Origin of the sequence: Dactylosporangium sp. NBC_01737, assembly GCF_035963215.1 — a bacterium.
GTDB lineage: Bacteria > Actinomycetota > Actinomycetes > Mycobacteriales > Micromonosporaceae > Dactylosporangium.
The window spans coordinates 5,273,255-5,287,933 of record NZ_CP109153.1 but is presented as its reverse complement, the minus strand read 5'-3'; the positions used below and the strand labels follow the sequence as shown (position 1 = coordinate 5,287,933).

The 14,679-nt window shown below is 73.2% G+C and carries 12 protein-coding genes and 1 pseudogene; 4 read left to right on the top strand and 9 right to left on the bottom strand.

All coding sequences use genetic code 11. The features are described from left to right. Positions 1-10: 10 nt before the first annotated feature. The 9 genes from OHA72_RS23845 to OHA72_RS23805 form a co-directional block, all read right to left on the bottom strand. Entirely contained in the window at positions 11-1,723 is a 1,713-nt protein-coding gene (locus OHA72_RS23845) for a TerD family protein (RefSeq protein WP_327009998.1), read from the bottom strand. Between the two features lie 38 nt (positions 1,724-1,761). After that, positions 1,762-3,258, bottom strand: a complete 1,497-nt coding sequence (locus OHA72_RS23840; RefSeq protein ID WP_327009997.1) for a TerD family protein — start codon at positions 3,256-3,258, stop codon at positions 1,762-1,764. A gap of 28 nt (positions 3,259-3,286) precedes the next feature. Further along, positions 3,287-4,105, bottom strand: a complete 819-nt coding sequence (locus tag OHA72_RS23835) for a Cof-type HAD-IIB family hydrolase (RefSeq protein ID WP_327009996.1) — start codon at positions 4,103-4,105, stop codon at positions 3,287-3,289. Then, positions 4,102-5,232 carry a cysteine protease StiP family protein gene (locus OHA72_RS23830; RefSeq protein WP_327009995.1) on the bottom strand — a complete coding sequence of 377 codons (1,131 nt, stop codon included), beginning with the start codon at positions 5,230-5,232 and terminating at the stop codon, positions 4,102-4,104. Before OHA72_RS23830 ends, OHA72_RS23835 begins: the two co-directional genes overlap by 4 nt. Positions 5,233-5,235: 3 nt before the next feature. Then, positions 5,236-6,576 carry a phosphoribosyltransferase family protein gene (locus tag OHA72_RS23825; protein WP_327009994.1) on the bottom strand — a complete coding sequence of 447 codons (1,341 nt, stop codon included), beginning with the start codon at positions 6,574-6,576 and terminating at the stop codon, positions 5,236-5,238. Continuing rightward, entirely contained in the window at positions 6,573-7,754 is a 1,182-nt protein-coding gene (locus OHA72_RS23820; protein WP_327009993.1) for an HpcH/HpaI aldolase/citrate lyase family protein, read from the bottom strand. The genes OHA72_RS23825 and OHA72_RS23820 overlap by 4 nt, the downstream gene beginning before the upstream one ends. A 234-nt stretch (positions 7,755-7,988) precedes the next feature. Further along, on the bottom strand, positions 7,989-9,026 hold the full coding sequence (locus tag OHA72_RS23815; protein WP_327009992.1) for a DUF475 domain-containing protein: 1,038 nt from the start codon (positions 9,024-9,026) through the stop codon (positions 7,989-7,991). 223 nt (positions 9,027-9,249) lie between these two features. After that, positions 9,250-9,825 (bottom strand): TerD family protein, encoded by a 576-nt coding sequence (locus OHA72_RS23810; RefSeq protein WP_327009991.1) that lies wholly within the window; start codon positions 9,823-9,825, stop codon positions 9,250-9,252. A gap of 479 nt (positions 9,826-10,304) precedes the next feature. Then, positions 10,305-10,535, bottom strand: a complete 231-nt coding sequence (locus tag OHA72_RS23805) for a hypothetical protein (protein ID WP_327009990.1) — start codon at positions 10,533-10,535, stop codon at positions 10,305-10,307. A 646-nt stretch (positions 10,536-11,181) separates the two neighbouring features. Here OHA72_RS23805 and OHA72_RS23800 point away from each other — a divergent pair. The 4 genes and pseudogenes from OHA72_RS23800 to OHA72_RS64820 all read left to right on the top strand — a co-directional run bounded on the left by OHA72_RS23800 (position 11,182) and on the right by OHA72_RS64820 (position 14,627). After that, on the top strand, positions 11,182-12,186 hold the full coding sequence (locus OHA72_RS23800; RefSeq protein ID WP_327009989.1) for a hypothetical protein: 1,005 nt from the start codon (positions 11,182-11,184) through the stop codon (positions 12,184-12,186). A gap of 101 nt (positions 12,187-12,287) precedes the next feature. Continuing rightward, positions 12,288-12,662: a GAP1-N2 domain-containing protein gene (locus tag OHA72_RS23795; RefSeq protein ID WP_327009988.1), complete on the top strand. Its 375-nt coding sequence runs from the start codon at positions 12,288-12,290 to the stop codon at positions 12,660-12,662. Between the two features lie 62 nt (positions 12,663-12,724). Then, a pseudogene (locus OHA72_RS64825) lies at positions 12,725-12,940 on the top strand (GAP1-M domain-containing protein); the annotation flags it as partial. Beyond that, positions 12,891-14,627 carry a GTPase-associated protein 1-related protein gene (locus OHA72_RS64820; protein WP_442788740.1) on the top strand — a complete coding sequence of 579 codons (1,737 nt, stop codon included), beginning with the start codon at positions 12,891-12,893 and terminating at the stop codon, positions 14,625-14,627. The pseudogene OHA72_RS64825 and the gene OHA72_RS64820, both read left to right, overlap by 50 nt. Positions 14,628-14,679 lie beyond the last annotated feature (52 nt).

The following is a 14,679-nucleotide window of genomic DNA, read 5'->3' as shown; positions in this document are numbered from 1 at the left end:
CAGTGATGGATCATTGCCCGTCCGCCTGACGGGCGAGGCGGGCCAGGATCTCGTCGACGGCGGTGCTTCCCGTGGTCACGTCAGGGGTGAACGTCCAGGTCAGGCCCACCCACGGGTCGCCCATGTGGTCGCCGGACAGGACCGGCAGGCGCGCCATCGACCGCCACACCGCACCGACGAGGGGCCCGAGCGTGGAGGAGTCGGCCGGGTCGGCGACCATCAGCACATGCACGCCCGCCTCGGGGCCCTCGTTGAGCAGGTAGTGCAGGTGCGCGACGGAGCGCTCGTCGAAGCCGTACGGGAAGTCGTGCAGGACCAGCAGCCGCCGGCCGCCGTCGATCTCGTGCGAGCCGTCATACGAGGTGGGCATGGCGCCGGCGCGCATCGCCATCTGCACGAGGTCGACCCGCTCGACGAGGTGTTCGAGCATCTCGCTGAGCCCCTGCGGGGTCGCCGCGACCGGGGTCGACGCCCCGCCGCCGAACTTGCCGCCCAGGTCGAGCGCGCGGGCCGCGGCGCCGCCGCCGGCGAGGTCCGCGACGGAGATGCTGAGCTGGCCCGGCGGGTGCGCGGCGAGGAGCCGGACCACCACGGAGCGGGCCATCGCCACGGCGGCGGTGCGGTCGGCGCCGGTCGAGTCGATCCACAGCGCCCGCATCAGCGGCAGCCGGAACAGCAGCGGGATGCGCAGCTCCGGCGACTCCGGCACGTGGACGTCACCGACGCGGATGCCGACGGTCGTGGTCTCCGGCAGGCGCCAGTCCCGCCATCGCGGGCTGTCCCAGGCGGCCATGGGCGCCGGCAGCGTCGTGGCGAGGCCGTTGAGCTCGGCGACGAGCTGGTCGACGTCGCGGCGGCGGTCCGCCTCGGCGCGGCGCACGAGGTCGTCGTGGCGCCGGTCGGCCTCGGCGCGGGCCGCGGAGGTCTGCGGCGAGTTGCGCAGCCGCGGGTCGTTGAGCAGCTCGCCGACCTCGTTGTCGCGCCGCTGTTCGGCGTAGCCCACGGCGGAGCGCAGCGCGGACGTGGACCGTGCCGCGTCCTGGAAGATCGACCACACCTGCTGGTAGAGGCGTTCCTCCGGGGGGCCGCCGATCTCCTGGGCCGGCTGCGGCTGCTGGGACGCGGCGGGCGCCTGCGACGAGCCGGTGCCGGGGAAGTGCGGCGACGACGTGCCGGGGAAGTGCGGCGACGAGGTGACCGGCGCGGGCGCCGGCTCCTCCTGCTCCACGTCGACGCCGTGGGCCGCGATCAGCTGCGCGAGGCCACCCGAGTAGCCCTGGCCGATGGCGCGGACCTTCCAGGCGCCGGCGCGGCGGTACAACTCCCAGGCGATGACGGCACGCTCCTCGCTGAGCCCGTCCATGGTGAACGTGCCCAGCTCCGCGCCGTTGGCCTCGACGAGCCGGGCGACCGGTGCCGGACCGGACCCGAACTTCGTCGTGCGGTCGTCGGGGCTGATGACGGCGATGACCCGCTCGACGTCGGCGGGGACCGCGGACAGGTCGATCTCGACCCGCTGCGCCCCGCCGGCGCCGCCGGTCAGCCACGTCAGCCCCGGCGCCGCCGGCTGGTTGTAGAAGACGAAGTCGCCGTCGGACCGGACGCGGCCCGTCTCGGTGAGCAGCAACGCCGACAGGTCGACCGCGACAGCGGCGTCGACCATGATCCTGAGCTGCTGCGCCGTCAGGGGTGCGTTCTGCCCCTTGACGAAGACCAGCGTCATTGTTCCCCCTTCTGATACCGACGGATCGACTGCTGGACCTACAGGAAGCGAGCCAGCTGCGGGATCATCTCCAGCGGCTGCTTGGCGTTCTGCGGCTCACCGATCGCCGTCATCTTCCAGGTGCCACCGTCGCGGTGCAGCTTGGCCATGACCATGCCCGTGCTGGGCGTGCCGCCGGAGAGCGTATAGCGGGTGAGTTCCGCCCGGGTCGTCTCGTCCACCAGCCGACAGAACGCGGCCTCGATCTGCGCGAACGTGTGCCCCTCGTAGGACGTGACCACGAAGATGATCGTGGTGACGTGCGCCGGGACGCGGTTGAGGTCCACCACGATCGACTCGTCGTCGCCGTCGCCCGCGCCGGTACGGTTGTCGCCGGCGTGCTGGACGGAGCCGTCCTTGCTGCGCAGCTGGTTGAAGAACGCGATGTCCACCGGCTGGTGGTCGGCGAACAGGATCGCCGAGGCGTCCAGGTCGACCTCGGTCTCGCGGTTGCCGAACAGCCCGCGCTTCTTGATCGGGTCCCAGCCGAGGCCCATCCGGACCAGGCTGAGCGACGTGCCGTCCTGCTTGCGCAGCGAGACCCGCTGGCCCTTGCTGAGGTTGATGCGCCCGCCCGGGCCGCCCACCGGCGCGTCCTGCGGCGGGGCGGCGGGCTGCGGCGGCGCGACCGGCGGCATCTGCTGCGTCGGCGGCTGCTGCTGCCCGTACGGCGGCGGGGGCGGCGGCTGCTGACCGTAGGCGGGCGCCGGCGGCTGCTGACCGTAGGCCGGCGGTCCGGGCGGCGCCGGCGGGGTCTGCGGCGGGTAGCCCTGCTGCGGGTTGTGCTGCGGCACGTTCTGCCCGTACGCCGGCGTCTCCTGCGGGGCGCGACGTGCGGGCGCGGTCTGCGCCGGCATCGTGTACACCGGCGCGGCGGGCGGCGGCGGAGGGGTGGGCTGCGCGGGCTGCGGCGCAGCGACCGGTGGCGCGGCGACCGGCGGCGCAGCGACCGGCGGCGCGGCCTGCGGGGCGGGAGTGGCCGCCGGGGCCGGCGAGTCGTCGACGGACACGCCGTGGTCACGGATCAGGTCGGCGAGGCCACCGGCGTAGCCCTGGCCGACGGCCCGGACCTTCCAGTCGGCGTTGCGCCGGTAGATCTCCAGCGCGATCACGATGCTCTCGGTGTCCAGCCCGCTCACCACGTACTGGATCAGCTCGGCGCCGGACTGGTCGAAGACGCGGGCGACGGGCGGCGCGAACTGCCCGAACCGCTGCCCGGTGCCGTCGACGCTGACCACGACGCGGACCTTGTCGACGTCGGCCGGGATCGCGGCGGTGGAGACCGAGGCCTGCCACTTGCCGCCGCCGCTGTCGCTGACCGAGACGCCCGGGCCGGACGGCTGGTTGTAGAAGACGAAGTCCGCGTCGGAGCGCACCTTGCCGGACGTCGTCACCAGCAGCGCGGACAGGTCGGTGGCAACGCCGACCTCCACCACGACGCGCACGTCGTTGGCGGTCAGCGCGGTGTTCTGGCCCTTCACCAGCACGGTGGCCATGCTTTGTTCTCCTCTTGTCAGATGTCCGTCAAGGCCGACCGTCACCGGTCTGCGCCACGTACCAGTCGAGAATCTCGTCGCCGGCCGCCGCTCCTGCGGAGGCCGTGGTCAGGCAGTGCGGCGAGGTGAAGCCGGTGAGGTGCAGCTCCCCGTGCGCCGGTCGGATCGCCGCGTGCGCCGCCCGGAGCATGTCGGCGTCCAGCAGGGAGTCCCCGCCGGCGACGACCCGGTCCGCGCCCAGCCGCTCGGCGGCGTGCGCCACCGCTGCGGCCTTGTCCAGGCCGGTGGGCAGAAGATACAGCTTCCTGCCCTGCAATGAGACCCGCCAGCCGTTGACCCGGCCCCACTCGGCGGCCTCCTCGGCGAACACCGACAGCCACGGCTCGCGCTGCTTGACCGTGAGGTAGATGAAGAAGTCCTCCACCGCGCGGACCGCGTCGAAGCCGCGCTGGTCCCGCCAGCGCTGCGCCTCCTGCCACACGGTGTCGAAGGACGCGCCGCTGTCGGCGAGGCGCCGCCTGACGTGCCGCTCCCACCCCGCGTCGGACTCGCCGCCGACCAGCAGCCGGGCGCCGTTGCAGACCACCGCGGACGGCGGGCGCTGCCCGGGCAGCCGCAGCCGCTGGTACTGCTCCACGGACCGGGTCGTGGCGGGCACGACGACACCCGCGTCCGCGAGGCCCGTCCACTGCCGCACGACGCTGGTCGTCATGTACGCGTAGATCCGCTCGCCGTCGACGTCGACCGGCACCAGGTCCTCGTCGGCCGGCCGGACGGGCCCGTGCGACATCGCCTTCTCGGAGAAGATCACGGTCCCGTCGAGGTCCGTGGCGACCACCGTCGTCACTGGGCACCTCCTCGGGGGCGGATCAGGCCGACGCAGGCGTAGGGCAGGTCGTCGATCTCGTCGACCGGCACGCCGGTGTCCTTCGCCAGCAGCAGGATGTGGCCGAGGTCGCCCCGGGCGTCGGGGCGGATCAGCACCCGCCACGGGCTGCGCCGCAGCAGCACCCGCGTGGTCTCGCCCACGCCGGGCTTGAGCAGGTTGACGTCGTCGAGGCCGTACTGCGCGGCGAGCCGGACCGCGATGTTCCAGCCGCTCCAGTCGGGGGTGCGGTCGGTGGCCGCGAGGACCGGCCAGTCGGCGGCGACCCGCGCGGCGACCGCCGGGAAGCAGGCCTCGACGGCGTCCAGGAACAGCTCCGACACGTCCCCGGGTGCGAGGTCCTTGTAGAACTTCGCGCCGTGGAACTGGCCGGGGCCGATGTACCGGTCGTTGAGCACCGTGCGCGACACCAGCCCCGACACCGTCGAGTTGAGGCAGGCCGACGGGATGAGGAAGTCGTCGCGGGTGCCGAAGACCCCGGTGCAGCCGCCGGGGTCGGCGAGCACCGCGAGCTGCGGGTCGAACACGGGGCCGCCGGCCTGCGCCATGAGCGTCACGGCCTCGGTCAGCTCGCGGCAGATCGCGCCCTTGCCGGTCCAGCCGTCGACGAACATGACCCGGGCCGGGTCATGGTGGCGGGCGAGGTACCGCATCGCCTCACCGTCGATGCCGCGGCCGCGCACGATCGACACCGCGTAGTGCGGCGGCTGCACGCCGTGCGCGAACTGTGCCCACCGGCGCATCAGGATCCCGACGGGCGTGCCGGCGCGTGCCAGGGACACCAGGACGGGCGCGCCGTCCCGGGCGGCGAGGACCAGTTCGGTGACGACGCCGACGGCGTGCGCGACCCGCTCCGCCGACGCGGCGAGGGCCTCGTGGAACAGCTCGAGGTACTCCCCCGTCGGCTGGTACTCGATCGGCAGCGACTCGGCGTAGTGGCCCGCCTTGGCCTGCATCATCGCCTCACGCTGCTCCGCCGGCGCCTCGAGGGCGACGTGGGAGAGGTCGGTGAGCAGCCAGCTCACCTCTGCCGCGGCGTAGGAGGAGAACTCCGGGCCGTGCAGCGGCGATGGGGGTTCGACGTTCACCGGTTACCTTCCTGCGGTTTCCGTTGCTGGGGTGACAGCCGGCCGGAGGTCCGGGATGACCACGACCGTGACACCTTGGCAGACTCCGCGCAGCGCCGCCACCAGGCCCCTGTCCTCCCAGAGTGCGGGAGTCCCGCCGGTCCGGTCGACGACGAGCACGATGTGGTCGAAGCCGGCCACGTTGTACGCGTACCGCGGCGTGCCGGTGTCGACCCCGTCGTGCGCCGGGAAGGTCAGCCTGGTGCGGATGGCGTAGCCGGGGTCGTCGACCGGCAGCACCGGCGACCTGGTGGTGGAGGAGAACCGGACCGTCCCCGGCCGCAGCCGGGCGAGGGCACGGGCCAGCAGCAGCGGCGCGTACATCAGCTCCTCGCTGCCCAGGACCAGCACCCGGGCGTCGCCGGGCAGCCCCTCGGCGACCTGCCCGGCGAGCCGGTCGGCGGTCTCCAGCAGCGCGGGGCGGTGCACGGCGGCGAACCCGTGGCGGCCGCCCTCCGGCAGCCCCGCGGGCCAGCCGGCGTCGATCCTGGTCACCGTCGCCGACCCGGGTGCGCCGGGTGGCTGCGGCGCGTCCAGCGTCGCCACCAGGTCGCGGCTGCGGGCCAGGACGTCGGCGGGCAGGTCGACCTCCCCGGCGGCGAGGGACGCCACGTCGATGCGGGTCCCGAGCTCCTCGCCGAGCGCGGCGAACCCGGGCCGGTCCGCGGCGGGGCGCAGGTCCAGCAGCGCGGCCACGACGTACCGCTCGCGGGGCCGGACGGCGTGCAGCTCGCGGATCGTCGCCTGCGCGGTGCGCCCGGTGGTCAGCTCGTCGTCGACGAGGATCAGCGGGCCGTCGCGCTCCAGCCAGGCCGGGTCGGCGGGCAGGAGCAGGTGCTCGGTGGCGTGGCTGTGCGCCTCGTCGAAGCGGCCGAGCAGCGCCACGCCCGGCACCGCGCGGCGGGTCGAGTGCAGGTAGTCGGCGTCGGCGAAGCTGTCGGCGACGACGTGCCCGAGGGAGGTGGCGGTCTCGGCGTACCCGACCACGAGCGGCGGCCCGCCGGGCAGCTTCACCTCCTGGAAGTCCTCCTCGGGGCCCCAGATGTCCCAGTCGTCGCCGGGGTCCTCGGCGCCCAGGACCGCGCCGGCCCGCAGGCCGAGCAGCCGGCCGGCGGCGTAGATGGTGTGCGGGTCGGCCGGCACGTGCTTGCCGAGCACCTGCGACACCACCAGGTGCGCGCGGCGCGGGTTGCGCCGGACCGCGAGCCCGGCGAGGTCCGCGACCCGGGGTCCCCCGCCGGCGTCGACGAGGCGTACCCCGAGACGTTCGGTGACCCAGGTGCCCGGCCAGATCGCTGCGTTCACGCGACGTGCTCCCTGCTGACGGAGGCGTCGAGGAAGTCCACGAAGCCGAGGCCCTCCGCGGCCACGCCGAAGATCTCGGCGCGCACGAGGGTCCGCTCGGCCCACGACAGGTGCGGCCGCACCTCGTTCATCTTGTTCATGTAGACGCTGCGCAGCACGCCACCGCCGCCGTCGCCGGCGTAGTCCTCGACGATCGCCTTGGCGTCGCAGTACTCCTCGTGGCTCACGACGCTCAGCGCGTGGACCGCCGCCGCGTGGCTGGGGTGGATGACCGTCTTGCCGACCATGCCGTTGGCCTTGTCGAGCACGATCTCGCGGATCAGCCCGTCCAGCGACTGGCGCACCAGCTTCGTGCGCAGCATGGGGTCGTGGTCCTCGAACGGCGTGACCCGAAGCTGGGGCTTGAGCACCCGCTCCCCGCCGGAGAAGTACTCCCACACCGGACCCGTCACCTCATACCCCTTGCCGCCCCGGCGGGCCAGCACGTTGACGATGTCGGTCAGGATGCCGGCCACGACGTTCACGTCCCACGCGGTCAGCTCCGCTGTGCGGCGCAGGGCGTAGATGCTGCTCAGATCGGTCGCGCCGACCCTGACTGCCAGGACCCGGTCGCGGTTGCTGTCGAGCATGTCACGGACAGCGAGCAGCGTCGGCATCCGGGTCTCCACGTAGGCGATCTCCGGCGTCTCGAGCACCGGCATCGCGTACAGCGGCACGTCGCTGCCGTCGGCGACCTCCCGGACCGCCTTCAGCCCGGCCTGGCCGGACTCGTCGGGCCGGAACTTCGGCAGCACGAAGCCGCTGAGGATGCGCAGGTCGTCGCCGAGCCGGTCGGCGAGCCGGTAGATCTGGTCGGTGTTGCGGACCCGCACGAAGACCAGCGGGCCGCCCGCCGCCATCCGCGCGAGCCGGCGCAGCTGGTCGGCCAGGTTGAGCTCGGCCTCCTCGACCTCGCTGTCGCGGATCGAGTCCTCCAGGCAGCCGACCATGCTCATCACGCCTTCGGCGTGGCAGCGCACGATGTCCTCGGCCAGGCGCGGGCGCACCGCCGGGGAGTAGAGGGTGGCGCCGAGCGCCATGGCGAGGGTCTCGGGCGGGCTCTCCTGGGAGAACTCCGTCGGCAGCCGGTGGAACAGCGCGTCGACGGGCGTCCCGGCCAGGTGGGAGAAGTAGCGCACTCGGTGTCCTTTCTTCTCTGACCCGGGCGGGGAACGGCGTGCTGCGGGATCGGTGTCACCACCGCGATGACGTCGGACGGCGCCCAGCTGGGCCGGGCGCCGTCCGGGTCCGTCGCGGGTCGGCGAAGATCCTTGCGGACAGGCCTAGGCCAGGTATGCGAGTACGAGCGGCTTGGCATGGTGGAACTGGGCTGGCATCTATGCCTTCTACCCCCGGGCCGGGGTGGTCACGCCTCAACGGACCTCGATCAGTGCCGGGTCGGGCCCGCCGGCGACCGTGCGGCGGTTACGCGCGATCGAGCTCAGCAGTGCCGCGACGATGAAGCACAGGCCGATGAAACCGGTGAAGACCTCGTTGATGTGGAACTTGACGGTCAGCAGCAGGATCGCGCCGAGGGCGCCGACCGCCCAGTGCGCGCCGTGTTCGAGGAACACGTACTCGGCCAGTGTGCCCCGGTTCACCAGATAGACGGTGATCGACCGGACGAACATCGCACCGACACCGAGCCCGGCGGCGATGATGAAGATGTTCTGGGTGACGGCGAACGCGCCGACGACACCGTCGAAGCTGAACGAGGCGTCGAGCACTTCCAGGTACAGGAACAGGAAGAACGCGGCGCGCCCGACCGCCTGCACCGCGGTGCCGCCGCCGACCGTTTCGAAAAAGTCGCCGAGCCCCTTCACCACCAGATACACCACGACGCCGATCACGCCGGCGGAGATGACGGTCAGCGGGTGCTCGGCCAGGGTCTCCGCGACGACGAGCAGCGCGCCGAGCGTGACCACGACCGAGGCGTGGCCGATCCGGCCGGCCTTCGCCAGCAGCGACTCGACCGGGCCCAGCCAGCGCAGGTCACGCTCCTCGAAGACGAAGTCGAGGAAGATCATGAGCAGGAAGACGCCACCGAACGCGGCGATCGACGGGTGCGCGGCCTCCAGCGCGACCCGGTAGTCCTCCGGCTTGTCCAGCGCGAGCTGGAACGTCTCGACCGGCCCGAGGCCGGTGGTGAAGGTGACGAGCAGGATCGGGAAGACCAGCCGCATGCCGAACACGGCGATCGCGACGCCGACGGTGAGGAAGATCCGCTGCCAGAACCTGGACATCCGCTGCAGCACGCCGGCGTTGATGACCGCGTTGTCGAAGGAGAGCGAGACCTCCAGGACGATGAGGACCGCGGTCAGGAGCAGCGCCGTGGGTCCGCCGAGCCACAGGGCCGCGACGAGCGCGACCACCGTGAGCACGATGGACGAGAGAAAGGTGCGTATGAGCACGGACGCCCTCCGACAGTCTGGGTGAGGCTGTGGTTGCGGCTGGTAGTTTTCCGGTGGGTACGGGACCGCGGGCCGTCCATCCGTATGGAAGGGCGACCCGCGGCGATGGTACTGAGCCGACAAACGTGAGCCGGATTCGTGTAAGAAACCGGACCTCGTCCGGGCACATCAGTCAACACGGCGAATACAAAGCGTCACCGCACCGAACGGTGAACAGTGTGTTTCAGACGTTGACGCCGAAGTCGCGGGCGATGCCGGCGAGCCCGGAGGCGTAGCCCTGGCCGACGGCGCGGAACTTCCACTCGCCGCCGTTGCGGTAGAGCTCACCGAACACCATGGCGGTCTCGGTCGAGGCGTCCTCAGACAGGTCGTAGCGCGTGAGCTCCGCGCCGGTGGCCTGGTCGACGACCCGGATGTAGGCGTTGGACACCTGCCCGAAGGACTGGCTGCGGGCCTCCGCGTCGTAGATCGACACCAGGAAGGCGATCTTGGTCACGTCGGCGGCGGTGCCCGCCAGGTCGACGTTGACCTGCTCGTCGTCGCCCTCGCCCTCACCGGTCGTGTTGTCGCCGAGGTGCTTGACCGTGCCGTCCGGCGACGCCAGGTTGTTGAAGAACACGAAGTGCTGGTCTGAGATTGCCTTGCCCGACTCGCCGCAGACGATCGCGCTCGCGTCCAGGTCGAATTCGGCCCCGGTCGTGGTCCGGACATCCCAGCCCAGACCGACGGTGACGGCCGTCAGACCAGGCGCCTGCTTGGTGAGGCTGACGTTGCCGCCCTTGCTGAGGCTGACTCCCACGAACTCCTCCAACTCGGTATGCGGGGGACCCCCGCGGCTGTAAATACGGTCCGAACTGCCCCGGACCTCGCAAAAGGCCGCCATGGACGTGCCGACTGCCGCGAAAAGCGTCGCAGATCAGCGCAGCCGCTGACGACAGGAGCTGACCGTTGCACCGGAAATTCATGTGCGAGTGTAGTGGTCGACCCCAAGCTCCTGATCAACGTCTCGGGCGGGCCGGGCCTGCCGGGACCCGCCGCGCCGCGCGTCGTCGCAGGTCAGCACCGGCCCCGCCGGGGCGGGCGGGCCGGTGCGCCGCGCTCGGCGCGGGCCCGCGGACGTTGCTCTGAATTCGCTGGGAACCCCCGCGCGAGCGGTCCCGGCGCCGCCGCGGGACCGGGGAACCGCGGACCCGCATCCGGCCAGATGCGGGGCCGCGGCGGGCTCCCCCTCGGCACTGCCTGTAGACGTACCTGACGGACAGGCCCGCATCCGTGCGATCAGGATGCGGCGGGGTCGTCGTCGGTGCCGGGATCGTCCGGCTCGGCGGCCCCGGGACGCCAGCCGGCGTCGTTGAGGCGGCGCAGCCTGCGGACCCGTTCGGTCAGGTCCGCGGTGATCTCGTCGGGGCTGGACCCCTCCTCCATCGCGGCCGACCGCGCGGTGCGCAGCTCCCGGTGCAGCAGCTCGGTGATCCGGTCAGCCGGCGGGTCGGTGGGCGGAGTGGCCATGACCCTATGCTCCCAGACCCGCGCCCGGACGGGCGACTGTCGTCGGGAGCGGCCGCCGGGCGGCGGCGCCGGGCGTGTCCGGCCGGGTGGGACTGTGCATGACGTCGACCTCCACGCTTGGGCCATGGGGCGTGGACGCACGGCCCGGCGGTTCCTGACGGACGGTTGCCGCGGCGGGCCCGGCCCCGCGCCGCATTCGCGTACGTCGCCGGCGCACCGGGGCGGACCCCCGGCGGGCGCCGGATGGTCAATACATTGATGTTTGACGATTGTATTGAATCCGATCCGGCGTTGCCGGAACTGGCCAGATATTGGCCAGCGGCGTGCCGGTTCATGGCATCGCTCGATGCGGCCGGGGCTGGGCGCATAGGCCGACAAAACCACCGCGATCGTCCTCGCAGGGTCGTTCGTTCACGAACGCTGGACGGCGAACCGTTACGTTCCCCGTACCGGATCGACGGGAGACTCGACCCGGAAAGTCGATCCACATCGGTCTGATCGACCCGCGATTCGCCGGATAGTCCCGTTCCCTTTGGTTTCTGCACTGCCAGACTGGCAGGAGCGTTCAACAAGGCGATTCGACGCGTCATCCGTGCTCAACATGCCCGCGTCACACAGCATCGAAAACTGTTGAAAGGGAATCGTCATGCCTCGACGCAGTCCGACGGCCGCAGACGAGGTCCGCAGCCTGGCCAGGCTCGGGACGCTCGCGACGACCGTCGCCAACGCCGACGAGCCGCAGCGGCTGCGACTGACCGGCGGCACCTACTCCGTCGTGTACCCGGTCGTCTACACGGGGCTGACGCAGGGCCTGGAGCGCCGCCGCGGACACCCGGCGTGCGCCGTCTCGGTGCGGCACCTCGCCGACGACTGCCTGGACCGCTTCCACGACGACGTCGAGGCAGTCGTCCACGACGTGGTACGCAGGGCAACGGCCCCCATCGACAATCTCGACGCCTGGATCTGCGGGCTCATCAACTCCGCGACCGTCAACGGGCACCGCCGCCGCCGCGGCGAGGTCGGCGCCCTGCAGCGCCCCCGCGCCCCGAAGTGGCTGGTCGACGGGCTCGGCGGCGACCGCTGGCTGGTCCACCTCGCCGTGCAGATGCTCAACTGGGCCGGCAACCCCGCGACCGCGGGCTCACAGGTGTGGCCGGTCGACAGCTGGACGGCGCTGCGCTGCCGGTTCACCGGCGACTGGGACCCGGCCGCCGGCGACGTCCGCCACGACATCGAGACGGTGCTGCGGGTCATGCGGGCGAAGCGGGAGTGGTACGAGCGGTACGTCGAGGGCCCGCTCGGCCACAAGCACGTGCCGGTGCCCCGGTTCTCGCTGGAGAACCCCGGCGACAGCGCGCTCACCCCCGCGCTGAGCCTGGTCGACGCGGGCGAGCGCGACGACCTGTACATGCGGGAGCTGGCGCACCTGGCGATGACCGCGATGCGGACCCGGCTGCTCGCCGGCGAGGACCCGCGCACCGTGGTCGCCGAGGTCATCAACGTCGCGTTCGGCGACGGCGCCGCACCGGCCATGGACGGCGCGGCGCACCTGAGCGACGCCGACGGCGAGCACGTCGGGCGACTCCTGCGCGACCAGGACAGGATCTCCCGCATCGTGGTCGCGGTCCTCGCCATCGTCGAGGACCGCTGAGGCTGCGCGCTCCCCCGCCGCCCTGTTCCGGGTGCTCCCCCGACGGACCGGTCCGTCAGAGAACGCCGGGGACAGGGTCCGGCCAGGATGGGAGCGACGGCATGCACGACGACGCGCGTCACGAGCGGCCCGCTGCCACGGGCACGGGCACGCCCCGGATCGAGACCCGCATCCACACGGCGAGCCGCCCCCCACGGGCCGCGGCGGCACCCGCCGTGCGCACGTTCCTGCTGTACGAGCCGCCGGCGGCGGCCGCCGAGGGACCGCCACCGGCGTCGTTCGCGCACCTGCCCACCGGCGGCTCCTACGCGACCACGGTCGGGCGGGACGCCGGCCACGGCAGCCACGTCACCCACGGCATCGTCACCGGCGACCCCGGCGACTACGGGTCGCTGCGCCCGGCGCAGCTGTTCGGCGCCCTGTTCTGGGCCTCGGCGGCCGGCGCCCCGGCGACCCGGTGGCCCGCGAGGCCCTGACGACCACCCTCACCCCGTCGCTGGTCCGCGAGTGCGTCCTGAGCCAGCCGGGCGGCGCCGCGATGCTCCTCGCGCTGGTGTCGGCGCTGGAGCGGGCCGGCCTGCCGGACGGCCCCCGGGTGGTCATCGTCGGCGCGCAGGCCCCGCGGATCGTCGAGTGGCTGGTCGCCGGGACGCTGCTGCTGCCCCGGGCCCGGGCGCTCGCCCTCGGTTTCAAGGTCTTCGCCGGTGACCCCGCCACCGCCGGCGTCCCGGTGGTCGGCGTGCACCCCGACGACGTCGCCGGCCTCACCGCCGACGCGGCCGAGCGCGCCGGCTACGCCGTGTTCGACCTGCCGACCGGCGCGTTCACCGACACCGCCCCGACCGCGCACGCCCTGCGGTGGGTCGGGCTGTTCCTCGAGCAGGACCCGCGGGACGTGGTCGCCGCCCTCGACGTCGCCGCGGACTGCGGGCTGGAGCCCCCGGAGGCCGCCGCCGCGCTCGGCCTGGCCGCCGTCCTGCGCCGGGACCCCGACCAGCGCCACGCCGAGGCGGTCGCCGGGTGGCTGCGCACCGGCCCCGCGGATCTGCGCGGCACGTACGCCGGGCAGATCGCCGAGACGTTCACCGGGTCGGTCAGGGTATGGCCGGTGCCGGTCCTGGAGCTGCTGGACGCCGCCGGCTGCGACGACCTCCTCCAGGGCAGGCGGCCGCCGTCCGGCTCGCGCTGGTGCGCGGCGAGGCCGACGCCGCCGCGTTGCGCGCCGAGGTCAGCGACCGCGTGCCGCCCGCGCTGCCCGCCGGCGAGTGGACGGCCGGGGACTCGAGCGCGGCCCGGCGCATCGTGCTCGCCGCCCTCAACGCCGGGCCGGCCCCGGAGGGGTTCGAGGCGCTGCTGCGGGTGGCGTCCCGCTACGGCATGGCCGTCCAGCCGGCCGACCTCGCCGACCGGGGACGCGACCTCGTCGAGTTCTGGGCCGACCACCCCGCCGCCGGCTACGACCCGGACCGCTGGCCGTGCGGCGACCGCCTCGCGCAGGCGCTCGTCGACGAACTGACCCGCCGGGTCAAGGCCGTCCCGGGCGGCGGCGCGACGTCGGCGACGGCTGGTGGCGGTGGCTGCTGCCGCGCATCGACGCCGTGGATCCGGCGCTCGCCGAGGCGGTCCTCGCGGCCGCGGTCCTGCACGGCGAGGACCGCGCCGGGCTCGTCGAGGGCCGGCTGACCGCGGCGGGCCGCGACCCGGACCGGTTCATGTCGACCGCGGCGGCGCTGTGGGGCCGCACCCCGCCGGCCGCCGCCGAGCTGCGCCTCGTCAAGCGGCTCGCGCCGGAAGGGGTCGTGCTGCCCCCGGCGGTCCTGGACGCCCTCATCGGCCGGCTCGTCGGCGACGCACCCCTCACCGACGAGGGCGTCGAGATCGGGCACCTGCTCGTCGACGCCCGTCTGGTACCCCGGCACCGCCTGCTGTTCCAGCTCCTTGCCGACGACCGGGTCCTGCGCACGGTGGTGCAGCGGCTCACCGCGGGACCGCCCGGCGGTCAGGGCCCGACCGTCGCGCTGCTGCACGAGATCGAGGAACTACCTGCCCGGCTCGTCACGCTGCGCGCCACCGCGGTCGTCGCGGCCCTGACCCGCAGCGCGCCGCCGCGGGAGCTGCTCGCGGTGCTGCGCCGCCACCCCGGCATCGTCGAGCACTACGTCACCGTGCTCAGCGAGCTGCTGCGCAAGCCGGGCGACGAGCGGCACGCGGTCATCGCGTACCACCTCATGCACAACGCCGAGAGCCGCGGCCTGCGCCCGGTCCTGTCCGCGCCCGTGCTGCGCTGGGTGACCCGCGCGTCGAGCCGGCAGCTGCAGCGGGTCGGCGAGCTCATCGCGGCGTTCGGCCCGGCGTGGTCGGCGTCGTGGGAGGGCTACCTGGACCAGGTCCGCTCGCAGCGGCGGATGAGCCGCCTCATCCACCCGTTCGGCGGCCACTGAGTGACCGCCGCCTCGCCGGTGCCAGCGCGGCCACGTTCGCGGCGGTCAGCAG

Coding starts and splice junctions, on each gene's coding strand:
- OHA72_RS23845 (WP_327009998.1), bottom strand. CDS start 1,723: ATGACGCTGGTCTTCGTCAAGGGGCAGAACGCACCCCTGACGGCGCAG.
- OHA72_RS23840 (WP_327009997.1), bottom strand. CDS start 3,258: ATGGCCACCGTGCTGGTGAAGGGCCAGAACACCGCGCTGACCGCCAAC.
- OHA72_RS23805 (WP_327009990.1), bottom strand. CDS start 10,535: ATGGCCACTCCGCCCACCGACCCGCCGGCTGACCGGATCACCGAGCTG.
- OHA72_RS23800 (WP_327009989.1), top strand. CDS start 11,182: ATGCCTCGACGCAGTCCGACGGCCGCAGACGAGGTCCGCAGCCTGGCC.
- OHA72_RS23795 (WP_327009988.1), top strand. CDS start 12,288: ATGCACGACGACGCGCGTCACGAGCGGCCCGCTGCCACGGGCACGGGC.